The organism is Actinokineospora sp. UV203 (assembly GCF_056323665.1).
The window spans coordinates 5,364,821-5,390,691 of the sequence record NZ_CM150484.1 but is presented as its reverse complement, the minus strand read 5'-3'; the positions used below and the strand labels follow the sequence as shown (position 1 = coordinate 5,390,691).

Annotated in this window: 22 protein-coding genes; 13 read left to right on the top strand and 9 right to left on the bottom strand. The window is 68.2% G+C overall.

Annotated elements, in window-relative coordinates:
* Positions 1-128: 128 nt before the first annotated feature.
* Positions 129-1,502, bottom strand: coding sequence for an FAD-binding oxidoreductase (locus ACUZ2Y_RS25890; protein WP_476323641.1), 1,374 nt, complete (start codon positions 1,500-1,502; stop codon positions 129-131).
* A 148-nt stretch (positions 1,503-1,650) separates the two neighbouring features.
* Here ACUZ2Y_RS25890 and ACUZ2Y_RS25885 point away from each other — a divergent pair, with 148 nt between their 5' ends.
* The 8 genes from ACUZ2Y_RS25885 (at position 1,651) to ACUZ2Y_RS25850 (ending at position 11,127) form a co-directional block, all read left to right on the top strand.
* The gene (locus tag ACUZ2Y_RS25885; protein ID WP_476323638.1) at positions 1,651-3,081 is read left to right on the top strand and encodes an extracellular solute-binding protein; all 1,431 of its coding nucleotides are present in this window, start codon (positions 1,651-1,653) and stop codon (positions 3,079-3,081) included.
* Positions 3,082-3,300: 219 nt separating this feature from the next.
* Positions 3,301-4,902, top strand: a complete 1,602-nt coding sequence (locus tag ACUZ2Y_RS25880) for an MFS transporter (RefSeq protein WP_476323635.1) — start codon at positions 3,301-3,303, stop codon at positions 4,900-4,902.
* A 209-nt stretch (positions 4,903-5,111) separates the two neighbouring features.
* The gene (locus ACUZ2Y_RS25875; protein ID WP_476323633.1) at positions 5,112-5,567 is read left to right on the top strand and encodes an SRPBCC domain-containing protein; all 456 of its coding nucleotides are present in this window, start codon (positions 5,112-5,114) and stop codon (positions 5,565-5,567) included.
* 209 nt (positions 5,568-5,776) lie between these two features.
* A complete protein-coding gene (locus ACUZ2Y_RS25870; RefSeq protein WP_476323631.1) occupies positions 5,777-7,084 on the top strand; it encodes a cytochrome P450 family protein in 1,308 nt (435 codons plus the stop codon).
* Positions 7,085-7,805: 721 nt separating this feature from the next.
* Entirely contained in the window at positions 7,806-9,278 is a 1,473-nt protein-coding gene (locus tag ACUZ2Y_RS25865) for an AMP-binding protein (RefSeq protein WP_476323628.1), read from the top strand.
* The gene (locus tag ACUZ2Y_RS25860) at positions 9,275-9,538 is read left to right on the top strand and encodes an acyl carrier protein (protein ID WP_476323626.1); all 264 of its coding nucleotides are present in this window, start codon (positions 9,275-9,277) and stop codon (positions 9,536-9,538) included. Before ACUZ2Y_RS25865 ends, ACUZ2Y_RS25860 begins: the two co-directional genes overlap by 4 nt.
* A gap of 45 nt (positions 9,539-9,583) precedes the next feature.
* A complete protein-coding gene (locus ACUZ2Y_RS25855) occupies positions 9,584-9,964 on the top strand; it encodes an ectoine synthase (protein WP_476323623.1) in 381 nt (126 codons plus the stop codon).
* A gap of 20 nt (positions 9,965-9,984) precedes the next feature.
* On the top strand, positions 9,985-11,127 hold the full coding sequence (locus tag ACUZ2Y_RS25850) for an acyl-CoA dehydrogenase family protein (protein WP_476323620.1): 1,143 nt from the start codon (positions 9,985-9,987) through the stop codon (positions 11,125-11,127).
* A gap of 128 nt (positions 11,128-11,255) precedes the next feature.
* Here ACUZ2Y_RS25850 and ACUZ2Y_RS25845 read toward each other — a convergent pair whose 3' ends face one another.
* The 6 genes from ACUZ2Y_RS25845 to ACUZ2Y_RS25820 form a co-directional block, all read right to left on the bottom strand.
* The gene (locus ACUZ2Y_RS25845; RefSeq protein ID WP_476323617.1) at positions 11,256-11,549 is read right to left on the bottom strand and encodes a hypothetical protein; all 294 of its coding nucleotides are present in this window, start codon (positions 11,547-11,549) and stop codon (positions 11,256-11,258) included.
* A gap of 138 nt (positions 11,550-11,687) precedes the next feature.
* On the bottom strand, positions 11,688-13,880 hold the full coding sequence (locus ACUZ2Y_RS25840) for a PLP-dependent transferase (RefSeq protein ID WP_476323614.1): 2,193 nt from the start codon (positions 13,878-13,880) through the stop codon (positions 11,688-11,690).
* Complete coding sequence (locus tag ACUZ2Y_RS25835; protein ID WP_476323611.1) at positions 13,870-14,481, bottom strand: 1,2-dihydroxy-3-keto-5-methylthiopentene dioxygenase; 612 nt, start codon at positions 14,479-14,481, stop codon at positions 13,870-13,872. The genes ACUZ2Y_RS25840 and ACUZ2Y_RS25835 overlap by 11 nt, the downstream gene beginning before the upstream one ends.
* 12 nt (positions 14,482-14,493) lie before the next feature.
* The gene (mtnB, locus tag ACUZ2Y_RS25830; protein WP_476323608.1) at positions 14,494-15,102 is read right to left on the bottom strand and encodes a methylthioribulose 1-phosphate dehydratase; all 609 of its coding nucleotides are present in this window, start codon (positions 15,100-15,102) and stop codon (positions 14,494-14,496) included.
* A complete protein-coding gene (gene mtnA, locus ACUZ2Y_RS25825) occupies positions 15,099-16,115 on the bottom strand; it encodes an S-methyl-5-thioribose-1-phosphate isomerase (protein WP_476323606.1) in 1,017 nt (338 codons plus the stop codon). Before mtnA ends, mtnB begins: the two co-directional genes overlap by 4 nt.
* A gap of 25 nt (positions 16,116-16,140) precedes the next feature.
* Positions 16,141-16,389 carry a hypothetical protein gene (locus tag ACUZ2Y_RS25820; protein ID WP_476323603.1) on the bottom strand — a complete coding sequence of 83 codons (249 nt, stop codon included), beginning with the start codon at positions 16,387-16,389 and terminating at the stop codon, positions 16,141-16,143.
* A 197-nt stretch (positions 16,390-16,586) separates the two neighbouring features.
* Here ACUZ2Y_RS25820 and ACUZ2Y_RS25815 point away from each other — a divergent pair, with 197 nt between their 5' ends.
* Positions 16,587-17,603: a GNAT family N-acetyltransferase gene (locus tag ACUZ2Y_RS25815; protein ID WP_476323600.1), complete on the top strand. Its 1,017-nt coding sequence runs from the start codon at positions 16,587-16,589 to the stop codon at positions 17,601-17,603.
* Positions 17,600-18,841 (top strand): MFS transporter, encoded by a 1,242-nt coding sequence (locus ACUZ2Y_RS25810; protein ID WP_476323597.1) that lies wholly within the window; start codon positions 17,600-17,602, stop codon positions 18,839-18,841. Before ACUZ2Y_RS25815 ends, ACUZ2Y_RS25810 begins: the two co-directional genes overlap by 4 nt.
* Positions 18,842-19,215: 374 nt before the next feature.
* On the opposite strand, the gene ACUZ2Y_RS25805 is transcribed toward ACUZ2Y_RS25810, so the two are convergent.
* Complete coding sequence (locus ACUZ2Y_RS25805; RefSeq protein WP_476323594.1) at positions 19,216-20,421, bottom strand: acyltransferase family protein; 1,206 nt, start codon at positions 20,419-20,421, stop codon at positions 19,216-19,218.
* A gap of 196 nt (positions 20,422-20,617) precedes the next feature.
* Positions 20,618-21,154, bottom strand: a complete 537-nt coding sequence (locus tag ACUZ2Y_RS25800; RefSeq protein ID WP_476323591.1) for a dihydrofolate reductase family protein — start codon at positions 21,152-21,154, stop codon at positions 20,618-20,620.
* A 54-nt stretch (positions 21,155-21,208) separates the two neighbouring features.
* On the opposite strand from ACUZ2Y_RS25800, the gene ACUZ2Y_RS25795 reads away from it, so the two are divergent.
* The 3 genes from ACUZ2Y_RS25795 (at position 21,209) to ACUZ2Y_RS25785 (ending at position 25,861) form a co-directional block, all read left to right on the top strand.
* Positions 21,209-22,123 (top strand): SDR family NAD(P)-dependent oxidoreductase, encoded by a 915-nt coding sequence (locus ACUZ2Y_RS25795; RefSeq protein ID WP_476323588.1) that lies wholly within the window; start codon positions 21,209-21,211, stop codon positions 22,121-22,123.
* Positions 22,124-22,167: 44 nt separating this feature from the next.
* Positions 22,168-23,598, top strand: coding sequence for an FAD-dependent oxidoreductase (locus ACUZ2Y_RS25790; RefSeq protein WP_476323585.1), 1,431 nt, complete (start codon positions 22,168-22,170; stop codon positions 23,596-23,598).
* Positions 23,599-23,686: 88 nt separating this feature from the next.
* Positions 23,687-25,861, top strand: a complete 2,175-nt coding sequence (locus tag ACUZ2Y_RS25785; protein ID WP_476323582.1) for a molybdopterin-dependent oxidoreductase — start codon at positions 23,687-23,689, stop codon at positions 25,859-25,861.
* Positions 25,862-25,871 lie beyond the last annotated feature (10 nt).

Here is a 25,871-nt window from a genome sequence, read left to right as displayed (position 1 = left end):
TCGGCGACCGAAACCGTCCTAGGTTTGTCTGACCATCACGACAACTGACCGCAACCCAAGGGGCACCGTGACGGACCCAGCCACGGTTACCGACCCAACCGCACCAGTAATCGCCCGGTGACCCAACCTTAAAATTCCGGGGAGGCGGGCAGGGCGGTGGCGTTGGGGGCGATGTCCGCTCGGAACAGACCGTCCGGGTCGACCTTGACCCGAACGTCGTCGACGGCGGCGATGCCGTCGGCGTCGAGATGCCGTTGGGGGCGTTCGACATCCTCGACGAAACCCGGCACGGTGCGTCCGGTGTCCCACGGGGCCAACGCTTCGCGGACCTTGGTGCAGTGGCCGCGCAGGATGTCCGGGGTGATCGGGTCGAACGGCACGCCGGAGCCCGCGTAGGAGTAGCGGGCCTCGAGATGGGAGAGCGCTCCCCCGGCCGGGTCCGGCTCCGCGAACGCCCCACCCAGCTGCCGCAGTCCCGCGACCACCAAGGGGGAATCAGAGCCAGGACCGAGCACCCGCAGCAGTTCCGCGGCGCCATCCTCGCCGAGAGCGCCGAGCAGCATGTGGTCGCCGACGAACGGCACCGGGTCAGCGGGGTCCATGTGCGCGTGCAGCACGGCCGACGGCCCGGTGGTCGCCCAGGTGTCCATCACCGGCTCGGCCACCGCGCGCAGCGGGCCGAGCAAGTCGTCGGCGATCCTTCGCGCCTCGGTGACATCCTCGGTGGTGCTCATCACCGCACCGTCCACAGAGAACATCGGGCCGCCCGCGAGCTCCGGCGGCACCCCGGGCACCGGCGGCAGGTTGAGCACCCGCACCGAGGTGGTCGCCTCCCGCGGCGCGTCGTCGGTCCACCGCAGCCAGATTTTCAGCAGCCGCTCGGCGTGCTCTGCGGGCCAATACGCCCCACCGGTGATCACCGCGGCCACTGGGAACAGGTTCACCTCGATGGCCGTGACGACACCGAGTCCCCCGCCCCCACCGCGCAGGGCCCAGAACAGTTCGCGATCGTTCTGCGCGTCCACCCGCACCTCGTCACCATTCGCGGTGACCAGCTCGATCGCCCGCACGCTGTTCACCGCGAGCCCGACCTTGCGACCGTAGAAGCTCATCCCGCCGCGCAGCAGGTACCCGACGGCGCCGACGCTCGGCGAGGACCCGTGCGGCGCGGTCAACCCGTGCGGCGCGGTCGCCTCGACCACGGCGCCCCACCGGGTGCCCGCCGGGATGCGCGCGATCCGGCGCGCGGCGTCCACCTCGACGCCGCCTGCCAACTCGGTGCGGATCAGCACGGAACCATCCATCGGTCGCGTCCCCGCCGCCGCGTGCCCCGTTGTGTGCGTCCGCACCGGAAGTCGGTTGCCCCGGGCGAAGTCGAGTGCCGCCTGGATGTCCACAATGGATCGCGCGGTGACGGCGGCGGCGGGCCGGGCGGGCGCGGACAGATTGAAGACCTGCGTCGCGGCGTCGTAGGCCGCCTCTCCGAGTCGCGAGATGCTCATGATGGACCATCATCCTTTCCGGCTTCGCGCGCTCGCATCTCCGCGCTTGCGATGGCCTTCGAAGGACGGCACGCGCGGAGATGCGACCGCCGTCGGCGGCCAGCGATCCTGGGTCGCGATGCATGTCCGGACAGCAGGAGGAGATCGAATGAGTAAGACCGTCGTCGACGTCTGGGTCGCCGATCTGACCTTCCCTGGCTACATGGATCGGTGGCTCAAGCTGGGCGAGGAGTTCAACGCCAAACACCCCGACTACCAAGTGAACGTCGTAGGCAAGGACTTCCGGCTGTTCCCGGTGGACATCGCCGACGCCGCACGGGCGGGCAACCCGCCTGCCGTCGCCGAGTACTACTTCTACCTCGTCCACCAGGCCCGCGACTCGGTCAAGCCGGACGGCAGCCCGCTGTTCGTCCCGATCGAGCGCGCGGTCGCCGGTCGGGACGAGATCCTCGGCGAGCCCAACGTGCTGCCTGACCTGATCGCCGCGGGCCGTGAGTACTACTCGATCAACGGTGAGCTGACCTCGATCCCGTCGGTGGGCACGACCAGCCTGATCTACGCCAACCTCGACATGCTCGAGCAGGCCGGGGTCACCAAGCTGCCGGTCACCTGGGACGAGGTCACCGCCGCGTGCGAGGCCGTCGCCGCGGGCCCGAACCCGCCGGAGAAGCCGATCACCTGGTCCAACCACGGCACGTTCTTCCAGCAGGCGGTCGCCTCCCAAGGTGGCCTGCTGGTCGACAACGACAACGGCCGCTCGGGACGCGCGACGAAGGCCGATCTGTCGTCCAAGGAGATTCTGAGCTTCGTCAAGTGGTGGCAGCGACTGCACGCCGACGGCCACTACCTGTGGACCGGCAAGATCCCGGACTGGGAGAACACCTACAAAGCGTTCGACGAGGGACGAGTGGCGATGCGGATCTCCTCGTCCAACGACGTCAACTACATGGTCGCGGCGGCCAAGGCGTCCGGCGTCCGGCTCGGCGTCGGCATCATGCCGTACAACAGCAACGTCCCCTACCACGGCAACGCCATCGCGGGCACCTCGCTGTCGGTGACCGCCGGGCTGGACAAGGCCGTCGAGGACGGCGCGCTGGCCTTCCTGATGTTCGCGCACAACCCGCGCAACGACGCGAACCGGCACAAGTTCAACAGCTTCTTCCCCGTCACCCACGCGGGCTACAACCTGCTGGACGAGGAAGGCTGGTTCGACGAGCACCCGTACCACCGGGTGGCCAGCGACCACGTGATGAAGTTCCCGTCGACCGCGATCATCGACGAGACCGCCAAGGCCAACATCGTCCCGCCCTCGACCGGCGCGATGATGGGCGACTTCGCGGGCAACCAGGACGTCATGACCAACGCCATGGGCGATGTCCTCAACGGCGCCGACGCGGACGAGCGGTTCGCCGCGGCGACCGTCGAGGCGCAGACCGTGCTGGAGACCTACGAGCGCAACATCGAGGGCACCGGGCCGGTGACCGAGGAGACGCTGCGGGTCGAGTACTTCCGCGACGCCGAGTGGTACTCGGGCCTGGTCATGGAGAAAGTCCAACAACTCGACTACGACGGCAAGTAGCCGACAGCCTTCTGCGGGATCTCGTCCCGCCATCCGACGACAGGAAGGAGCCCCTCAGCTCGTCCGGATGTCGTTTGGTTACTCAGCGCGCACGACATAGCACTCTGGGAGATGCGGCCGGGGTCGTACCGGAACCATGATGGCGTCGAAAGACCTTTGGCGCACAGCGGCACACGGAGTTGAACCGTGGTGTGCGCAAACAACGAAAGGACCAGTACTGTGACTGGCCAAATTCCAATCAAGGCGGGGCGACGGGAGTGGCTGGGGCTGCTGGTCATCGCCCTGCCCACCTTCGTCGTGGCCATCGACCTGTTCGTGCTGCTGCTGGCGGTCCCCCAGCTGTCCGCGGATCTGAAAGCGGACAGCAACCAGCAGCTGTGGATCATGGACATGTACGGGTTCCTGCTTGCCGGGTTCCTGGTCACCATGGGAACGCTGGGCGACCGGATCGGTCGTCGCAAGCTGCTCATCATCGGCTCGGCGGCGTTCGCGGTCGCCTCATTGCTCTGTGCGTACTCGCAGACCCCTGAGATGCTGATCGCGGCCCGCGCTCTGCTGGGTATCGCGGGCGCGACGCTCGGTCCGTGTGCCCTGGGCCTGATCGCGTTCATGTTCAAGGACCCCAAGCAGATGATGGTCGCCTTCGGCGTGTGGGGTGGCACGTTCACGGTCGGCGCCCTGCTCGGCCCGATCCTCGGCGGCTTCCTGCTCGCCAACTACTGGTGGGGCTCGGTGTTCGTGCTCGGCGTTCCGCTCATGATCGCCGTGCTGATCTTCGCCCCGATCATCCTGCCCGAGTTCAAGAATCCGAACGCGGGCAAGCTCGACCCGACAAGCGTTGTCCTCTCGCTGGCCGCGATGCTGCCGATCATCTACGGCATCAAGCAGCTGGCGAAGGAGGGCTGGCAGTTCCTGCCCGTCGCCTCGCTGGTCTTCGGTGTGCTCTGCGCCATCGTGTTCGTGCGGCGCCAGCGCACGCTGACCGACCCGCTGGTCGACCTGTCGCTGTTCGGCAACGCCAGGGTGACCTCGCCGCTGTCGATGGCCTTGTCCTACAGCAGCGTCGGCGGCGCGGTCATGCTCTTCATGGTGCTGTACTTCCAGCTCGTCGAGGGCATGTCCGCGGTCGGGGCGGCCGTGGCGATGATCCCGGGCATGGCCACCGCGACCATCGGCTTCAACGTCGCGCCGAAGCTGGCCGCGAAGTTCAAGCCGGGCTTCGTGATCGCGGCGGGCGGCATCGGCGTCGCGATCGTGATGTTGAGCTTCGTCGCCATCGGGACGACCGGCGGCACGTGGCACTTCATCATCGGGTTCGCCATCTTGTCCTTCCTGGGTGCGCCGATCATCGGGTTGGCCACGCCGCTCGTGCTCGGTGCCGCCCCGCAGGAGAAGGCGGGCGCGGCGGGTTCGCTGGTGCAGCTGTCCAGTGAGTTCGGTGGCACGCTTGGGATCGCGGTGCTCGGCACCGTCGGCACCGCCGTCTACCGCGCACAGATCGCTGACAACGTTCCGGCCGACCTTCCGGCAGGCGCGGCGACAGCGGCCGGTGACAGCCTCGCCGGCGCCTACGACGCGGCGGCGACGCTGCCCGCGGCACAGTCGGGTTCGCTGCTCGAACCGGCGAACGTCGCGTTCGCCAGCGGACTGCACACCGTCGCCCTCATCGGCGGGCTGCTCATCGGCACCGTCGCGGTCATCACCGCGGTGCGGTTGCGGCACGTCGAACCGATGGGCGGTGGCGCCCCCGCCGACGCGGCGGAGGAGCAGGCCGACCCGGCCGAGGAAATCGGGAAAGAGTCCGTGAAGCCGGTGGCTTGATCTCCAGTGTCCACCGCGCAAGACAAGTAGTTCCCTTGTTGCCGGGAGCCGCCCGACGGCTCCCGGCAACAAAGGCGTTCGGGTCAATTCGGGCATTGTATGAATCTCCCCGGACACTCATTGTTCAAGTTGACAAGCAACAACGGCGTCAATAGCATCGAACATGCAATTCGGCACTATTGACATACAATAACGGAGGATGGCCAGTTATGGCAGAGCGTGCGTTTACCGCAGAGCCAGGCAGCACGGAAATCAAGACCACCTACGTCTTCGACGCGCCGCGCGAACGAGTTTTCGAGGCCTACAACGACCCCAAGCTCACCGCCGAATGGTGGGGTCCGGAAGGGCACCCGCTGACCGTCGACAAGCTGGAGGTCGAAACAGGCGGCTCATGGCGATTCGTGGTGGACCTCGGCGAGGACTTCAACTTCCGCGGCGTTTACCACGAAGTGACCGCCCCTGAGCAGCTGGTCTTCACGTGGCAGTACGAGGGCGCACCCATCGTCATCCTGCAGACGGTCACCTTCGAGGAACTGCCCGACGGCAAGACCAAGGTGACCGACCAGGGCATCTTCGAGTCGGTCGAAGCCCGCGACGGCATGGTCAGCAACGGCATGGGCGAGGGTTCGATGCCCGCGTTCGACCGCCTGGCCAAGTTGCTCTAGGGCTCCAGCCACCTCCGCGCGGCAGCCACCATCATCGCCGGCAGCGGCGTGCACTCCACCGCGGTAATCCAATCGCGGTGGAGGTCGCGCTGCTGCAGGCGACTGCCCTCCATAATGCCCGTCTTGCTGATTGCTGACAATAGTCGGTGACGTCAGGAATCCCTTCTCAATTGCCTGAGCCCCAGTATCATTTATTCAAGTGCTAATGGGTGCCCGTCTGCTCGGCGCTGATAGTCCTGGGCGGAGCCATTGAGAGATCTCGGGAGACAGCTATGGAGACAAGCCGTCCAGTTCCGTTAGACAACACTGGTCGATACCTGCATGCCCAAGCCGACCAACTGCGCGCGCAGGGTCCCGCCACCCAGGTGGAACTCCCCGGCGGTGTCCTGTGCTGGTCGGTCAACAGCTATGAGGTCAGCAAGAAGCTGCTGAGCGACCCGAATGTCACCAAGAGCGCCCGGAACCACTGGCCCGCCTTCATCAACAACGAGGTCCCAGCCGACTGGGAGATGATCAGCTGGGTCGCGATGGACAACGTGTCCACCACCTTCGGCCAGGACCACCGTCGCCTGCGCAGGCTGATCGGCAAGGCCTTCAGCTCACGCCGACCCGAGGCGGTCCGTCCGCTGGCGTCGGAGCTGACCAACATGTTGCTGGACCGCATGGAAAGCGCCGCGGCCTCCGGTGAGGTGATCGACCTGAAGGCGGCGTTCGCCTATCCGTTGCCCGGCATGCTGGTGGCCGAACTGATCGGCATGTCGGAGGAAGCCAGGATCGCCGCCGCGAAGGTCATGGACCTGATGGCGAGGACCGATGTGACCTCCGAGCAGGCTCAGGGCATCTTGCTCGGCTGGCGCGGCGCCATCGAGGATCTCATCGCACTCAAGCGTGCTCAGCCCGGCGAGGACATCACGAGCGACCTGATCGCCGCGCGGGACGAGGACGGCTCGGTGCTGACCGAGCAGGAGCTGGTGGACACCACCTTCGCCATTCTCGGTGCGGGCTCGGAGACCACGATCAACTTCTTCGACAACGCGGTCACCGCGATGCTCACCCATCCCGAGCAGCTCGAGTTGGTCAAGTCGGGCCAGGTCTCCTGGGACGCCGTCATCGAAGAGGTGCTGCGGGTGGAGTCGCCCCTCGCGAGCCTGCCACTGCGCTACGCGGTCGAAGACATTGCGTTGGACGGCGTGACTATCCCCAAGGGCGACCCGATTCTGATCAACTACGCCGCCATCGGACGGGACCCCGCGCTGCACGGCGACTCGGCCGCCACCTTTGACGTCACCCGTCAGGACAAGGAGCACCTGTCGTTCGGCCACGGTCCCCACTACTGCCTCGGCGCCGGCATCGCCAGGATGGTGGCCAAAACCGGTCTCTCGGCCTTGTTCGAGCGGTTCCCCAACCTGACCCTCGCCACCGCGCCCACGGAGCTCGTGCCCATTCCGACCTTCATCATGAACGGGCACCTCGCCCTGCCCGTCCACCTCAACGGCGTTGCCGCCGCGGCGGCCTGAGGTCGCACCAGGCTTCAGTTCAGTCTCCCGGCGCACTGCCGGGAGGCTGAATTGCTTTATGGGACGACCTGCCGGGCCAGGAAGCCATCCTGACCATTGCCCGAGCAGTTCGGATCCCCTTGTCCTGGCGAGGATCCCTCGCTGATGTGGCCGGGATCGGCCGCGACGTCCACATCGGATCGGGACGCGAGTCGTGCCTGTCACATGACTTGCGCATGCTCGAAACATGACGTGGCGCAATCGCGGAGATGACGAGATCGCGGTCCGGAAAGGACACTTGAGGTGTGCCGCGCCGGAGTCACCGCGAAGGCGCGAGCGCGTTCGAGCGACCAGAGCGGAGACCGCCGATGACCGTGCTGGAGACAGGCCCGCCGATCCCGGGCATGTCGCACACGACTTCGCCCGAATCGATCCCGCGGTACGCAAACGGTTGAGAAATTGTCCACAGTGGACATATGGTCCGCACCGCACTGGTCAATGTGGACGATCCTGTTCGGATCGAGCTCCCTCCGCGACCACCGCTGATCGGCTCAATTTCCCTTGTGCGCCTTCGTATTCAGCTTCGCCGCGCATGGCCCGCGCTGACCGGATCTATATCGCAGCCATGAGGAAGTCCGTGACGAATTCATGGACTACCGTTCCATTTAACACGATTCGCCGCACTACCAGTCCCCTTCCGCCACGGCGGCTCCCGCGGGTTTGGGTTGCTTCTGGAGACCTTATGGAAACGCGATCGCTACTCGACCGTATCGCCGAGCAAGCCAGGACCCGCCCGGACGCTGTCGCGCTCGTGTCGGGGCTCCGGCAAGTCGACTACGCCGAACTCGATGCCATGGCCGATGCCGCACTGGCCGGTATCGACGCGCTCAACCTCGCCGCGGGCGCGCCCGTCGCGGTGCACGCCGCCAAGACGCCGGAGACTGTCGCGCTGATCGTGGCCTGCCTGCGCGGACGGCGGCCCGTGCTCATCGCGGCGGCGGACCTGGGTGAGCGGACATTCGCCGAACTCGTGGCCCGGACGGGCTGTGCGGCAGTGCTCACCGCGGACCCGGCCGGTCCGCTGGACCTGGCCCCGGGCCGGATCCCGGGCGCCCCGGTGCCTGACGCGGCTGAGGACACCGCGCTGCTGTTGACGACGTCGGGCTCGACGGGAACGCCGAAGATCGTCCCGCTCACCCACGGCGCGATCGCCCGGTTCGCGCGGTGGGCGGCAGACCAGTTCGACATCGGGCCTGACACGGACGTGCTCAACTACGCGCCGTTGAACTTCGACCTCGCGCTGCTGGATGTCTGGTCGACGCTGGCCGCGGGCGGTACCGCCGTGCTCGTCGGCAGCGACCGGGCCACCGATGGCAGGCATCTGGCCGAACTCGTGCGCCGCGGCACCGTCGTGCAGGCGGTGCCGATGCTGTTCCGGCTGCTCGCCGACGCCTGGGACGGCACGGCGTTCACCGCCGTGCGCCACGTCATCCTGACCGGCGACCGCACACCCGCGCCGCTGCTGGCCAAGCTGCCCGCGATGTTCCCGAACGCCCGGCTGCACAACATCTACGGCTGCACCGAGACCAACGACAGCTTCCGGCACGAGCTCACCGCCGCGAGCGGCGACGGCGAGCTGCCCATCGGATTCCCGCTGCCTGGAGTCGACGCCCTGGTGCTCGACGCCGACGGCGCCGTCCTCACCGGCGAGTGCACCGGCGAGCTGGTGGTCAACACGCCCTTCCAGACCACGGGCTACCTGGCCTCCGACGGCGCCGAGTTCGTCCGCGTCGGCACGCACGACCGACCCTACTTCCGCTCGGGTGACCTGGTCCGGCGCGACCGTGGCGGCCTGCACACATTGGTGGGCCGCACCGACTTCAGGGTCAAGGTGCGCGGCACCCGGGTCAACTTGGAGGAGGTCGAACAGGTGCTGCTCGATCACGCGCAGGTCCGCGAAGCCGCCGTCATCGGTGTGCCGGACGAGGTGGCCGGGATCCGGCTGCACGCCGTGGTGCGTGGCAGGGACAGCGAAGACACCGAAAGCGCGGCACTCAACAGTTTGGCCCTGCGTGAGCACTGCCGCCTGCGGCTGCCGCGCGCGGCGATCCCCACCTCCATCCAGGTGGTCGGCATCGCGTTGCCGACGACCTCGACGGGCAAAGTCGACCGGCGCGCGATCAGCGCCCGGCTGCTGAACAGGAGTCAATCGTGACCACATCCGAGGTGATCAGGAGTTTCGTTGTCGCCGAGTTCCTCCCGGACCTGCGGCCCGCGGACCTTGCCGACGACTACGACCTCATCGGCAACGGCGTCATCGACAGCCTCGCGCTGCTTCGAGTCATCACCTGGCTCGGCACCGAGTTCGACATCGACCTCGACCAGGTGGAGTTCGCGGAGCACAACTTCACCTCGGTGTCGGCGATCCGCGCGTTCACCGAATCGGCACTGAGCGAGCAGTACCGCGCCGCCTGACCCCGTACCGCCTGACCCCCACACCACTACCGAAGGGCCGCAGCCATGATCGTTCGCAAGTTCTCCGACATCGCCCCCGTCGAGTGGGGCAACGGCACCAGCACGCGCTTTCTCGTCGCCGCGGACGGAATGGGGTACACCCTCACCGACACCTTGGTCCGCGCGGGCACACGGTCGCCGCTGCACTACCGCAACCACCTTGAGGCGTGTTACTGCATCGCGGGCAGCGGCATGGTCGTCGACGCGGAGGGCAACGAACACGCGATCGAGGTCGGAACCATGTACGCGCTGAACAACAACGACGCGCACTACCTCATCGCGTCCCCGTGGGAGGACTTACGCCTGGTGTGCATGTTCACCCCGGCGCTCAAGGGTACGGAGGTGCACGACTTCAGCGAGGAGGCACTCAGATTCTCCAACTACTGACCTGAGAGGTGGCATCTTCGATGTCAGCACGGATGGAAGGCGGGCAGGCCATGCGCGCCCGTTTCGCGCCCGAGTTCGCCGCCTGGGGCGAGGGTCACCTCGAGCGCGACACAGCCGCTGAGTTCCCCGCCGACCAGTGGAAGCTGATCGGCGACTCCGGCCTGCTCGGCCTGCCGTTCGACGAGGAGTTCGGCGGCCTCGGCCAAGACCTGGTCACCACCATGACGGTGCTCGAGGAACTGGGCCACGGCTGCCGGGACGCCGGGCTCAATTTCTCGGTGTCGACCCACATGGTCAGCACCGGGGTTCCCATCCACCGGTTCGGTTCCCGGCAGCTGCGGGAGCGGTACATGCCCAGGGTGTGCGATGGGTCGGCCATCGGCGCCCACGCCATCACCGAGCCGCAGGGAGGCTCGGACGCCACCGCCATGCGCACCACCGGGCGCCGGGTCGACGGCGGCTGGGTCGTCAACGGCGAGAAGTGTTTCATCAGCAGCGGACCGGTCGCCGACCTGATTCTCGTCTACGTCCGCACCGGCGGCGAAAAGGGCCCGTTCGGGCTCTCCGCGCTGTTGGTCGACAAGGACAATCCTGGTCTGCTCGTGGGGCCGGCGGTGGACAAGATGGGGCTGCGCACCTCGCCGCTGGGTTCGCTGACCTTCACCGACTGCTTCGTGCCGGACCGCGACGTCGTCGGCAAACCGGGTTCCGGGTTCCTTATTCTCGACCACGTGATGAAGTGGGAGATCCTCTGCTCCTTCGTGATCACGCTGGGCTCGATGCGCCACCGCATCGACCGGTGCGTCGAGTTCGCCAGGTCGCGCAAGCAGTTCGGCAAGGCCATCGGGGAGTTCCAGCAGATCTCCGGCCGCATCGTGGACATGCGGATCGCGTTCGAGACCGCGCGGCGCTGGCTGTTCGACACCGCCGTCCGCAGCTTGGCGGGCGATGACGTCCGGGCCGACGTCGCGATCGGCAAGCTGCTTGCCAGCGAGGCGAACCTGAAGTCGGCACTGGACGCGGTGCAGATCTTCGGCGGCCGCGGCTACCTGCACGAGTACGGCATCGAGAAGGATCTTCGAGACGCCACCGCGGGCACCATCTATTCCGGAACGTCGGAGGTGCAGCGGGACAAGGTCGCCCGCTTCCTCGGACTCTACTGAGGACACTCTATTGAGGACAGAGCACCTATGGCCGCGGCTCCCGACTGGGGGCCGCGGCCATCGGCGTGCGTCCGGCAAGCACGGCCATGCCGTGGCAAGATCTTCCTGACGTTTCGGCAGCTGCGGTCTTAGTCCCCGAGAAACCACAGGTACAAGTGCTGTGCATCGAGAACCGCCTGCCCCAGCTCGGCGAGTTCTTGCGCGAATTCATCGGTAACCACGCCCGGTGGCAGTCGCGGTATCTCGTCCAACAGGGTCGACACCTGCCGGTGGTTGAACATGGTGTCTGCGTATGGCAGGAGGTGCGCGAGCATCGGAAACTCCGACTGGTTGAGCCCGGCCAGCTCCGGGCTCCAGGCCACACCATGCCTCGCGCGAAGCGCGATCGCGCCGCTCTCGCTACGGACCCGGACGTTAATCATGGCCAGAGTCTATGGCCTCGTGATCCGCCGGAGAGGCCGCAGGCACTGTCCGGTAAGTCCGCCGCCACCGGCATTGCACCGCAAACGCCACAGGCCGCGGCTTCCGTTTCCGGTAGCCGCGGCCTGTGGGTCGCCGAGTCAGGCGGCCAGCTCGCCCGCCTGGCCGTCGGACATCTTGGCGTGCGCCTCGGCCAGGCCGTCGGCGATGGCCGCGGCGAGAACGTCGATCTGGTCGCCGCGGTCACCCGCGAAGATGCGGACGAACCACGGGTCGTCGTCGGTGATGTCCTGGACCCAGAGGCGGGGCACCGCGTAGCCGAAGCTGACGCCCTTGGTCAGCTGCACGCCGCGTTCGCGGGCGTTGGCCAGGATCAGCTCGATGACGCCGTGCAACTCGGGCTTGTTGTTGCGGCCGTCCTCGTGCAGCAGGAACGTCACCACGCCGCCCGCGTACGGCAGCGCCGCCGCGATGTCCGCGTCCGGGTGGTGCGGCAGCTTGGGGTAGACCACCACCCCGGCGTCGCGAACCCGGGCGTCGGCGTGCAGCGCGGTGGCGAGGTCTTCGGCGTTGGCGCAGATCCGCTCCATCCTGCGCTTGAGGAAAGCCCGGTCGTAGCGCGGGAACAGCTCGGCGTTGTGTCGGTAGAGGACGGTGCCGGTGTTGCGGCGCAGCTGGTCGAGGCGGGGCCGCAGTTCGATCGGGAAGGCGATCATGCCCGCCAGGGTCGCGTCCATCCCCAGCTGCATGTACTTCGTGCAGCTCTCGTAGTACACGATCTCCAGCTTGTCGTCGCTGCGCAGCAGGTCGGCGGGCAGCGCCGCGGCGAGCATGGTGCCATCGACGATGACGGTGGTGCGGTGGGTGACCACCTCGCGCATGCGGGCCAGCAGCCGGGGGATGTCGACCATGCGCTGCCGGGCGCTGTTGGCCACCGGGTCGGCGAAGACCACCTTGGGCCGGTGCCGGACAACCTCGGCGATGATGTCCTCGACCGAATAGCTCGCCGAGCGCACCAGGTTGATGAACGACAGTCCGTCGAGCTGCTCGGTGGCCTCGTAGTAGGTGTAGGGCGCCTGCAGGACGGTGTCGCCCGCCGTGAGCCGGTCCCGGATGAGGAACGCCTCGATCGCGGTGAACGCCGCCATTCCCGAGGACGCCACCAGCAGGCCGAACTCGTCGGGCGGGAACTCCAGCACGTCCAGCAGTTGGCGCTCCACGCGCAGCACCGCACTGTGCGTGCCGTTGCGGTCGTAGTTCATCTCGGGTGACTCCTGCGAGCGGGTGTCGAAGAACTGCACGACCTTCGACTGCCCATAGGACTGCGCCGACCACTCCGCGGCGTTGCGCACATAGGCGACGGTCGCCAGCGCGAAGCGCAGCACCGACTCACCCGCGGTCAGCACGTCGGAGTCCACGGCGCGATGCGAGCTCACCAGCGCACGCTGCACCCCCACCCGTTCCTGCGCGTGCAGGGCGTCCGCGGCGAGCCGGTCGAGCACCGTCCGGTCGAGCATCAGCCCGTGCTCGGCGCAGAAATCGGCGTGCTCGGTCAGCTCGGCGCGCGCGGAGCGCAGTTCGCGCGCGGCGAGGTCGAACTGCTCGACCAGGTCGGCGGCCTGCGGGGACAGCTCAGCCCGGGCGGGCTCCGCGCCCGCGGGCGCCGCCGCCTCGGCCGCGAGTGAGCCTTCGGTCAGTTCGAACTGGCTGGCGAACAGTTTCGGGTGCGCGGCCCGGATTCCCTCGGTGACCAGCAGGAACGGGAAGTCGTCGAACTCGCCGTACTCGTGGAGGAATTCCATGTACCGCTGCCCACCCTTGTCATACGGGTGGTACACACTGTCCTCGGTGCCGTCGAACTCCAGCGGCGTGATGCCGTAAACCTTGCACAGCAGCTTGTTGAACACCGGCGTCGCCCTGACCCACTTGCCCTCCAGGTACACCGACGCCAACGCGTGGAACCGGAAGACATCGCCGCCGACCAGCCGGCGCAGCCGTGGCGACGCCAAGTGGTTGCGCACATCGGTCATCACCAGCCGGGCCGGGATGCCCGCGGCCCGACAGGCCGCGACGAACACGATGGACTTGTGCACGCAGAAACCACGCCCGGTCTCCAGAATGGAACTGGCCTGGAGTCCCTCCCTGCGCAGGTTCGCGCCGTACACCTCGTAGAGGATGTCGTCGCGCACGGCGTAATAGAGCGCGACGGCTTTCTCGGTCGGGGTTCCCCCCGTACCCCGCAGCGCGCGGTCGACGAACTCCCGCACGGTCGGGCTCTCGTGATCGAGGAACTCCGTGGCCGCCAGCAGCCTGGTGGTCTCGTCAACCAGCATTCCGTTCACCTTCCAAAGACAACAAATCGGACGCCGCTGGGGCAAGCTCGTCGAGGGTGGGCATGGTGGCGGCGATCGCGGACCCGGTGAACCCGGCCACCCAGCCGTCCTCGGCCTGGAAGAACCGGATGGCGCAGAAGCTGGGTCGAGTCCCCATGTCGAACCAGTGCGTGGTGCCCGCGGGCACCGACATCAGGTCGCCCGCCGTGCACACCACCGCGTATACCTTGTCCCGCAGGTGCAGGTAGAAGCACCCGGTCCCCTCGACGAAGAAGCGCACCTCGTCCTCGTCGTGGGTGTGCTCCTCGAGGAACTTGAGCCGCGCCGCCCGCGTTCGTTCGCCACCCGGATCGGCGTCGTCGGGCACCATGCGCACGACGTCGACCAGCGGGTAGGGGCCTTCCGCCGACAGTGTGTCCACTTCGGACCGATACGCGGTGAGCACGTCGTCCTGCGCGGCAGCGGCGGGCAGCGGCACCGTGGCCCAGCGCCGGAGGGTGACGCCGAACGGCGCCAGGCTCGCGGCGATCTCGTCGAGGTCGTCGGTGCGGAGCAGCACACTGGCGGCGTCGTCATCAGCCATGATCTGCAGCAGAGTCATCGCGCTCTCCTCTCAGCTCGCGGCTCGGTCGATCAACAGCCGCAACCGGCACAGCGTCTCCAGGCACTCCATCCGGTCGCGCGCCACGCGCAGGCTCGGGCCCCAGCTCGTCGCGCCGTGGGCGCCGATCAGGAACACCGGCGGCGTGCGCATGGCCACCCGCGCCTCGACTTCCGCGGCGATGCGCGGCACTTCGGCGTGGTTGGGGAAGACCGGGACCGTGACCGAGGCCGGGTCACCCCCGCGGAGTCCTTTGATGATCTCCAGTCCGGAGAACGTGACCATGTCCTCGCCGCGCGCGGCGGCGATCGCCGCCACCGCGGTCGCGTAGGGCGGGTGCGCGTGCACGACCGCCTGGCAACCGGCGAACCGGCGATACAGCGCGGTGTGGATGGTTGTCTCCGCCGACGGTTGCCTCCTGCCGGGTTCGACCGGGCGTGAGTCGGCGATGCTCACCCGCACGGTGTCCGCGGCCGTCAGTTCGCCCTTGCTGACCCCACTCGCGGTGATCAGGGCCGCCCCGTCGGGCAGACGGACCGAGATGTTGCCCGCGGTGCCCTCCATCCAGCCCCGCGTGTACAGCTTGGCGGCGAACTGGGCCAGTTCCTCCGCGGGGGTCACGAGGCCACCTCGCGACGAGCGCCGACCGGGCGGTACGTGCCGTTCTCGGTGACCACGGCGGTCACCAACTCGGCGGGGGTGACGTCGAACGCGGGATTGAACACGCGAGTGCCCACCGGGGCGATGGCCACGCCCGCCAGCATGGTCACCTCGTCGGGCTCGCGCTGCTCGATCACGATGGCGCCGCCGTCGGCCACCGTTTCGTCCACAGTGGACATCGGGGCGGCCACGATGAAGGGCACCCCCGCCTGATGCGCGGCCAGGGCGAGTGAGTAGGTCCCGATCTTGTTCGCGACGTCTCCGTTGGCGCACACCCGGTCCGCGCCGACGAGCACGCAGTCGGCCATGCCCGCGGCCAGCGCGGCGGGCAGCGCCGAGTCGACGCACAACCGGTGCGGGATGCCCGCCTCGGCCAGCTCCCACGCGGTCAGCCTGGCGCCCTGCAAGAGCGGGCGGGTCTCGCCGAACAGGACCTCCTCGACGTGGCCCGCGTCGGCCAGCAACCCGATCGCACCGAGCGCGGTGCCCCGCGCCACGGTGGCCAGGCGCCCGGTGTTGCAGTGGGTCACCAGCCGCAGCGGCCGATGGCCACACAGGCGCAGCACCAGATCGGCGGTGTGCTCGGCGACGGCGAGGTTGAGCCGCTCGTCCTCGGCCAGGATCACCAGCGCCTCGTCGAGCACGGCGCCGGCGCCCTGCGGGATGCGCTCGGCGACCCGGCGCACCGCCCAGGTCAGATTCACCGCGGTCGGTCGGGCGTCGGCGATGCGGCGGGCGTCGGCGCGCACCGCGATCTCGTCGCACTGCCCGTTCCTGGTGTGCTGGGCCGCGGATATCGCGACGGCCAGCGCACCGGCGACCCCGATGGCGGGGGCGCCCCGGATCGCCAGCCGGTTGATCGCGTCGATCACCTCATCCACCGTGCGCAGGTGAAGAAGCCGGTACTCGTGCGGAAGTGCGCACTGGTCGACCGCGACCAGCGCGGCGTCCTCCCAGGCCAGCGAACGTGTCATGGCTCCGTCCAGGTTCGTGGTCGGTTCAGGCGGCCAGCCGGTCGGCGACCGGGTATGGCGTGGGCCGGACATCCGCCGTGACCGTGGCGGGCGGCGCCGTCTCGTATCGGTGGCACGCCACCACACCGAGCGTGACGAGCACCAGGATCAGCACCGACACCACGATTTCCACCGGATCGAACGACTGAACGATGAATCCCGTATACACATCGGTGGCCGCGACGAGGACGATGAACGGGAACCACCACAACACTCCGCGTGCGGTGCTCGACATTCTCGTCTCCGATGATTCGCGCCGGCAGATGCCGGTGTGGGGCATCGGGTTCCAGCATCGCGATCGCCGCGGGCCGGGGCATCTTCTGGATTGCCACCCGACTTCTTCGAGAATGCGCATTCCATTTGCCGGCCTGCCCATGGGGCAGCGGCGGCGTTATCGTCGAAGTCGAGTCCAGGCCAACCCAGGGAGTTCCGATGACCCTCGCCCCGGACATCCGCCGTCACACCGTCTTCGACACCGACGAATGGCTGGATGCGTGGAGCAAGTCGACCATCGAACAACAGCGGGTGCTCCACCTTGGCGCCCCGGGGCGCTATCTGCTGGAGTCCTCCCCGTTCTGGCTGGGTTATGAGGTCGAGGCCGGGTTACCGCCGACGTGGGATCGACCGTTGCTCACCGTCGGCTCGGTCTACTCGGTGTACGGGCCGACGTTCCTCACCGCCGATCCCACCGCGGTCGCCGACCTCGTCGACGACGCCCGGGCACAGGCGGCCGATCTCGACACCGCGGGCGCCATGGTGTTCAACCTGCCGGACGCCGACGCCCGCAAGTGGGCCGCGGTGCGCGAACCGGACGCGGTGATCCGTCTGGACATGTCGTACTACCGGGTGCCCGGTGTCGGCAAGGACCCGGTGATGGGCGATACCAAGCAGCACCCGCGCAGCGAGTGGCGCAGGCGGTGGCGGCGGGCGACCGAGAAGGGCGTCAAGCTGGTCGAGGAGTTCGCGCCGACCGCCGCGGACATCGATCGAGTCGTGGAACTGACCAACGGTTCCGCGGTCAAGCACGGCTGGCCCGCGCTCTACGACCACGCGACTATCGCCGCCGTGCTCACCGTGCCCGGCGCCCGGCTGATCCAGGCCGAGTGGGAGGGCGTCGTCATCGGCGCGTTCGTGGCCATCGAGCACGACAGCAAGCTGTACCTGTGGGCGGGCGGCACCGACCACACCGTCTACCACCTGGTCAGCCCGTACCCGTTCATGCTCTATGAGCTGTTGGCCCAGGGTGTCGAGCGCGGCTGGCAGCGGCTGGAGTTCGGTCGGGGCAACGACGACTTCAAGGTCCGCCACGGTTTCGACGGGGTCGGGCTGTGGTCGCTGTGGTACGCGGCCCGGCCGGAGCAGGTGGCCCGCTACCGCCCGCGGCTGGCGGCCCTGCACCGTTCCTGTGTCACCGCACAGGGTCATCCTGACCAGGAGCCGATCTTGTGACGACCGGTATTCGCGCGAAGATCGCCGCACTGCTGCTGAGCGCGGCGATGATGAACGTCGCCTACACCGTGTTGATCCCGCTCGTCCCGACCCTCAGCGACCGATTCCACCTCTCGCCGTTCGAGATCGCGGCGGCGTTCGGCGGCTTCGCGCTCGCCAAGGCGCTGGCGCAGCCGCTGGGCGGCATCCTTGTCGACCGCGTCGACAACCCGGCGCTGCTCGGCTTCCTCGGTCTCGGGATGACCGCGGGAAGCATCGCCGGCCTCGCCTTCGCGGGCGCGGGCTGGCAGATCCTGGCCTGGCGGCTGGCCTGGGGCGTCGCCGAAGGCCTCACGATGCCGGCGCTCTACCGGCTGGCCAGCGCCCTCGGGGGCGAATCCGAGTACGGCACGTCCAAGGTCATGGGCTGGTTCGGCGCGGCGTGCGCGGGCGGCATGGTCATCGGGCCGCTGCTCGTGGGCGCGCTGTATCCGTTCCTCGGCTTCACCGGCGTGTTCCTGACCGGTGCCGCGGTCACGGCGGGGGGCGGAGTGCTGCTGCTGGGCATGCGCCACTCGCTGCGCACGCGGCAAGAGTCCGAAAGCGACACTGGGCAGGATGGGGCGGCGACCGGCGCGACGATGCGGCTGGTCGCGGTGCTGGTCGGCTTGTTCGCCGTGGTCGACCTGGTGAACAACGCGGTATTCGCCGCGATGGAGCCAGTGCTCCCGCTGCACCTCGACCGCGTGACCGGCGATGGCGTCGCATTCACCTCCGTGATCTTCAGCATTGGCCTCGCGGTGTTCATGGTGGGCACTATGGCGTCGTCGCGGGTGGTCGAGCGCAAGCCGCTGCTGGTGGTCGCGGGCGTGTCGTTCGGCGTGGAGACCATCGGGCTGGCCGTTCTCGGTCTCACCGACGGCATTGTCGCGCTGTGCGCCGGATTCCTGCTGTTCATGGCCGCTCAGCCGGTGCTGTACATGGTGGCGCGTCAAGGGGTCAACCTGGTCCCGCGCCACCAGTTGGGGCGTGCGTTCGGCGCGTTCGGTCTGGTATCGGACATCGGCTTCATCGTCGGGCCGCTGATCGGGGCGCTGGTCTACCACTGGACCGGGTCCGGAGTGTTCCTCGCGCTGGCCGCGGTGACGGCGGTGACCGGTGTGGCGTTGTTCGCCGCCCGCGGGCTGCCGGAGCGGCTCGTGGCAGGCATCTACCAGCCCGCGCGGGCAGAGTCGCGGGATGCCACACCCGCGTCCTGAGCGGTTCCGACAGTTCGGCCCATTCCCGCAACGCTCGCCTTGAGCGGCGGAGACCGAACTTCAGCAGGTGACACAGACAAACCCGGCGCTGTCCACACTCGACACACTTGGTCCGCGGTCCACACCGCCGTTACCGCGGATGCCCTCCACACCCAACGCGAGCAAGTCGAGTTCCTCCGTATCCAGGGCGCCGCACCAAGTGCGCACCACCGTCACCGCCGGTTCGCCTCTTCCCGCACCCCCGCACCCCGCACAGATCATCCAGATCCACGCAAGACCCGGCCGCCGCCCAGCGCACCCGACACTGACCTCCTGAACACACACGACCGCGCGGGCCAGACGATGTGTCTGACCCGCGCGGTTCGTGTGTGTCCTCAGGAGGCGAGGCGGTCACCCCCGGGTGGAGCGGCCGCAAGGGGCGCGGCAGGCACGGAGGCCAGCTGCGGGCGGCGGGAGCTGGCGAAGCGGCGCATGATCGGGCGTTCGACGCACGTGTACAGCACCGTCGCGGCCAGGAGCGCGCCCGCGAACAGCAGCGCGAGCACAGCCAGCCCGACCGGGGTGCTCCAGCTCGTGGTCTGCCCGAGCAACCGGTGACCATAGTCCAGGACCAGCTGGTGGACCATGTAGAAGGCGAACGAGATGTCGCCGAGCCAGACCATGAACCGGCTGGACAACCAGCTGTCTTCCTTCGCGGCGTCCATCTTCGCGCCGGCGATGATGATCAGGCCGAGCGGCACGACCATCGTGGCCGCGACCCGGTAGGGACCGGAGAACAGCGGCGTGAGCGCGTAGGCGGCCACCGCGAGCGCCACCGCGCCACCGAAGCCGAGCGGGATCGTCCGGCCGGTGATGACGATCCGGGCCAGGAAGATGCCGAACACGAACTCCAGCATCCGCACCGGCGGGAACGAGGCGACGAACCACTGCTCGAACAGGGTCAGGCCGGTCGGCATCATCGCGCCACCGGCAAGCGCCTGCGCCTCCGGCAGCACGGTGGCCAGCGTCGGAACGAGGAAGATCGCCAGCACAACCACGCCGGTCCAGGCCCAGAGCCGCTCGGGGCGAACCCGCTTGATGCCGAAGTACAGGGCCGGGAACGCGAGGTAGAACAGCAGTTCACAGGACAGCGACCAGGACACCACGTTGCCGCTGTAGAGCACGGACAGGTCCGGGAACCAAGCCTGGATCAGCAGCAGGTTGTACCACCAGGTGCCCTTGGCGGCCGCGCCCGTGACCACGATCAGCAGGACGAAGGCGACGACGGCGGTCACCAGGTGATTGGGGAAGATCTTGAACAATCGCCGCCGGTAGAACTTCCGCACCGTGTCCGCGGACCGCACCGACCAGGTCAGGACGAATCCACTGAGGATGAAGAAGAACGAGACCCCGGTCCAGCCGCCCCCGCCCACGACCGCGCCGAGTGTCTCCGTGGTGCCGGGCGAAGAGAACAGCCCGGCATACAGGACCCCGTGGAAAGCGAAGACCATCAGCGCGGCGATGAACCGCAGTCCCGTCAGCGATGGCAGGCGAGACCCCGTGATGTCCGCCCGCGCGGGTAACTCGGTTTGTTGAGGCATTTGTCGCCCTCCGCTTTGGTCGGCCCCACAGTGTCGAACACACCATGGTCGTTCCCAGTAGGACCCGCATCCTCGTGGTTGCGGAGGTCCGTCCGGCCCAAATGGACACTCCGCGCTCTCGTCGAAGAGGCCCGGAAAATGCGGCGGCGCCTCCCGGGTTCTCCGGGAGGCGCCGCGGCATGTCGTGTCCGAGTGGCTACGCGTCGACCGACAGCGGTTCGTACTTCTGCAGGATGACGCCGGTGTGCAACACGTGGGCGGCCTTGAGCTTCATCCGCACGTGGCCGAGGCCGTGGAACGGCCGAACCGGCTCGCTCCAGACAATCGGGTGCACCCAGAAGTGGATCTCGTCCGCGAGGCCGTGCTTGACCAGGTTGAAAGCCAGTTCACCGCAGCCGTAGCTCAGCAGGTTGCCGGTGTGGTCGGCCTTGATCCGGCGCACCTCGTCGACGAAGTCGCCCTTGATGAGCGTCGCGTTCCAGTCGAGCGGCTCGGTCAGCGTCGTCGAGGCGATGTACTTCGGCATGCTGTTCACCCGCTCGGAGAACGGGTCGTTGCGAGGCTTCCAGTACGGGGCGATGGTCTCGAACGTCTTGCGGCCGAGCAGCATCGCGTCCCCGAGAACAAGATCGTCGGCGTCGGCGCCGTCCTGGCCGCCACCCTGATGCCATCCCATCTCCGGGCCGATGCTGCCATCGGCCGACGTCTGGAACGTGATGATTACCTTGCCCATCAGACTTGCCTCTTCCCTTTCGTCGGGCACTGCTCGCGCATAAGGTCGGGCCCGGTGTCGACGCGCGGTTTCGCGCGCGATACTCCACCGGTCGATTGTCCTCGCCCCGACCGGATTCGACATCTTCGAGGTTGCGCTCTGCCACGAAGCGGCCCCCGATCCGCCGCAACGCCGGAGATGCCGCGCGCGGGGGGCGGATGTCAGGCTTGCCGCATGTCTGAATTCGACGGCAAAACCGTTCTCATTACCGGCGGTGGGAGCGGAATCGGCTTTGCCACCGCCCGACGATTAGTGGACGCGGGCGCGAATGTCGTGATCGCCGGCCGCCGCGTCGATCGGATCGACGCCGCGGCGAAGGAGCTCGATCCCGACGGTGACCGGGTTCTCGCCGTGGCCACCGACGTGTCCCGCACCGAAGACCTCGACGAATTGATCGGCCGGATCCAGCAGCGGTACGGCAGGCTGGACGGCGTTTTCGCCAATGCCGGTATTTCTTTCAACGCACTGAGCGCCGATGTCAGCGAAGCCGATTTCGACCGGGTCGTCGGCATCAATTTCAAGGGTGCGTTCTTCACGATCCAGAAAGCGGTGACCCTGTTCGACGCGGGCGGCGCCATTGTGGTCAACGGCACCTGCCTCGCGCACCGCGGCATGGGTCCGGCCTCGGTGTACGCCGCGACGAAGGCCGCGGTGACCAACCTGACCCGTTCGCTCGCCGCCGACCTGGCGGGTCGAGGAATCCGGGTCAACGCGGTCAGCCCCGGTTTCATCGAGACAGACATGCTCGACGAGGTCGCCCCCAACGAGCAGGCGCGCGCGGGGATCAGCGGCTTGGTCCCGCTCGGCAGGCTCGGCAAGCCCGAGGAAGTCGCCGACGCGGTGGCGTTCCTGCTGTCCCGACGCGCTTCCTTCATCACCGGTCAGGACCTCGGTGTCGACGGCGGCATCGTCAGCTCATTCCCGATGTGAGGACGTCCAGGAATGCCAACCACGGATTCAAGGAGGTGACCGCGATGGGCCAGCAGGCTGGGACTCGCGCGGTGGTGCTCGGCGGCAGTATTGCCGGGTTGTTCGCGGCCAGGGTGCTCGCGGACGCCTACGACGAGGTGCACATCGTGGACCGCGACAAACTCGTCGGCGTCAAGGGAGTGCGGCGATTCTGCCCGCAGAGCCACCAGGCGAACGGGCTGCTCGCCCGCGGCGTGCAGGTGATGGAGGAGCTCTTCCCCGGGCTCACCCAGGAGATGATCGACTACGGCGTCCCGACCGGTGACCTGTCCGGCAGCTGCCGTTGGTACGCCAGGGGCAACCGCCTCAAGCAACAGCACGCCGGACTGCAGACCCTCGGCGTGGTGCGGCCGCTGTTCGAGTACTTCCTCCGCGAGCGGGTGCAGCAGATCCCCAACGTGGCCTTCATCGAGGAGCACGACATCCTCGGCCTCACCACGACGGCCGACAAGAGCCGGGTCACCGGGGCACGGGTGCAGAAGCGCGGCACCGACACCGCCACGGTCATCGAGGCCGACCTGGTCATCGACGCCACCGGTCGCGGCTCGCGAACCCCGGTCTGGCTTGAGGAACTCGGCTACGAGAAGCCGTTCGAGGAGCGCAAGAAGATCGACCTCGGCTACGTGACGCAGCACTTCCGCCTGCGCCCCGGCGCCAACGGCTTCGTCAACGACGTGGCGATCAACCAGATCGCGAACGCCGCCGCGCCCCGGGGCAACGTCTTCTTCCTCGTGGAGGACGGCAAGGTGGAGCTGACCACCTACGGCATCCTCGGCGACCACCCGCCCACCGAATACGACGCGCTCATGGAGTGGCTGAAGTCGCTGCCCGCCAAAGACGTCTACGAGACGCTGCGCTACGCGGACCCGGTCGACAAGGCGATGCCGTTCAAGTTCCCGACGACGCTTCGCCGGCACTACCACAAACTGCGCCGCTTCCCCGAGGGCCTGCTCGTCACCGGCGACGCCGTCACCACGTTCAACCCTGTGTACGCACAGGGCATGAGCGTCGCGGCGCTGTGCGCGCTGGTCCTGCGCCAGCACCTGCACAGCGGTGCCGCGCCGGTGCCGCAGGACTACTTCCGCGACCAGGCGCACGACGCCATCGACCAGGCGTGGGAGATGACCAACCAGATCGACCTGAGCCTGCCGGGGGTCAAGGGCGAGCGCACCGTCAAGATCCGCGTGGGCAACTGGTTCCTGAAGCGGGTCCAGATCGCCGCGACCCGCGACGGCGACATCACCGCCGCGTACTTCAAGGTCGCGGGCCTCATCGAGAAACCCGAGTCGATGATGCGGCCGGGCTTCGCGCTGAAGGTGCTGTGGAAGTCGCTGTTCGGCCCGTCGAAGGAAAGCCGGGAGCCGTTCGTGTTCGAGGTGGCCCCGGGCGTCCAGCCCGCGTTCGGCGAGCCCGTCGAGCTGCCGAAGGCGGCGTGACGGCACCCACTGTCCACATCGGCCACGGGAGTTCCGTCGGGACTCCCGTGGCCGTGCCCTTATGGGCGATCCCACCACAGGAGTGTCGATGACCACCGCGCACCGGACGTGTCCCATCTGTGACGCCGTCTGCGGCCTGAAGATCGATCTCGACCCCGCGGGTCGCGTCACGAAGGTGCGCGGTGACGCCGACGATCCGTTCTCGAAGGGCTACATCTGCCCGAAGGGCGCGAGCCTGGGACGCCTCGACGAGGACCCGGATCGCTTGCGGCATCCCATGATCCGCGAGGGCGACCAGTGGCGGGAGGCAAGCTGGGACGAGGCGTTCGAAGCCGTCGACCGAGGGCTGTCAGGCGTCATCGAGAAGCACGGCCGCGACGCCGTCGCCGTCTTCTTCGGCAACCCGACTTACCACACGATGGCCGGGTTCATGTACCGGATGCCGTTGACCCAGTCGCTGAACACCCGCAACACCTACTCTTCCGGCACCATCGACCACATGCCCAAGCACGTGGCCTGCGGCCACCTGTACGGCGACCCGTTCGCGATCGCGGTGCCCGACGTCGACCGCACCGACTACTTGTTGGTCATCGGCGCGAACCCCATGGAGTCACACGGTTCCCTGTGCGCCGCACCCGACTTCCCCCGCAGGCTGCGGGCGTTGCGCGAGCGTGGCGGCAAGCTGGTCGTGATCGACCCGCGGCGCACCAGGACCGCGGCGATCGCCGACGAGCACCTGCCGGTCCGACCGGGCACCGACCCGTTCCTGCTGCTCGCCGTCGTCAACACACTGCTGACGGAGGACCTGGCCACGGTCACACTCGACGTCAACGGCCTCGACGAACTGCGCGAGCTGGCGGCGGAGTTCACCCCCGCGGTGGCCGAACGGGTCTGCGGCGTGCCCGCCGAGGACATCGCCCGGCTGGCCCGCGAGCTCGCGGCGGCGCCGACAGCCGCCGTCTACTCGCGCATGGGCGGGTCGGTGGTGGAGTTCGGCACGCTGACCCAGTGGCTGGTCGACGTGGTCAACATCCTGACCGGCAACCTGGACCGCCCAGGCGGGACCATGTTCACCAAGACCGCCGCGCTGGAGGTGTTCCGCTCCGGCGAGCCGTTCGAGGCGGGCCGCTGGCGCAGCCGGGTCCGCGGCCTGCCGGAGGCGCTGGGCGAGCTGCCGACGGCCACACTGGCCGACGAGATCGAGACCCCCGGCGAGGGCCAGGTGCGGGCGCTGGTGGCGATCGCGGCCAACCCGGTGCTCGCGGCCCCCAACGGGCCCCGGCTCGAGCGGGCGTTCGAGGACCTGGAGTTCATGGTCTGCGTCGACCCGTACCTCAACGAGACGACCCGGCGGGCCCACGTCATCCTGCCGCCGCCGCGCATGCTGCAGATGCCGCACTACGACTTCCTGCTGCAGATCGTGACGGTGCGCAACTACACCAGGTTCTCCCCCGCGATCCTGCCGCTGGAGCCGGACCAGCGGTCCGAGGCCGAGATCTTGGCCCGGTTGACCCTGATCGCGGCGGGCGCGGGCGCGACGGCCGACCCCGCCGGGCTCGACGAGACGATCGTCGGGCAGCTCGTCGGCGCGGCCACCCAGATCCCTGGTTCGCCGTACCAGGGCCGGGATCCGGCCGAGGTGCGCGCCGAGCTCGACGGCGACAGCGGGCCCGAGCTGATGCTGGACATCATGCTCAAGCTCGGTCCGTACGGCCTGTCGCTGGCGCGGCTGCGGGAGAACCCGCACGGCATCGACCTCGGGCCGCTCGAGCCGCGGCTGAAGGACCTGCTGTGCACGCCGTCCGGCCGGGTCGAACTCACCCCGCCCCCGGTGGTCGAGGACCTCGGCAGGCTGCGCGCCAAGCTGGCCGCCCCGGCCCCGGAGCTGGTGCTGATCGGGCGGCGCCAGCTGCGCTCCAACAACAGCTGGCTGCACAACGTCCCGTCCCTCCTCGGCGGGAGCAACCGGTGCACGCTGCACGTCAACCCGGCCGACGTCGCCAAGTACGGGCTTGGTGAGCAGGCGGTCGTGCGCTCCGCCACCGGCGAGGTGATCGTCGCCGTCGAGCCGACCGACTCGATCAGGCCGGGTGTCGTGAGCATCCCGCACGGGTGGGGACACAAGGGCAGCGAACAGCGGGTGGCCGCGCAGAACCCCGGCGTCAACGCGAACGCGCTGACCGACGAGCTGGTCGTGGACGTCCCGTCCGGCAACGCCGTGTTCAACGGCGTGCCGGTCACCGTCAGCCCTTACGAGCCGTAGCAAGAACTGT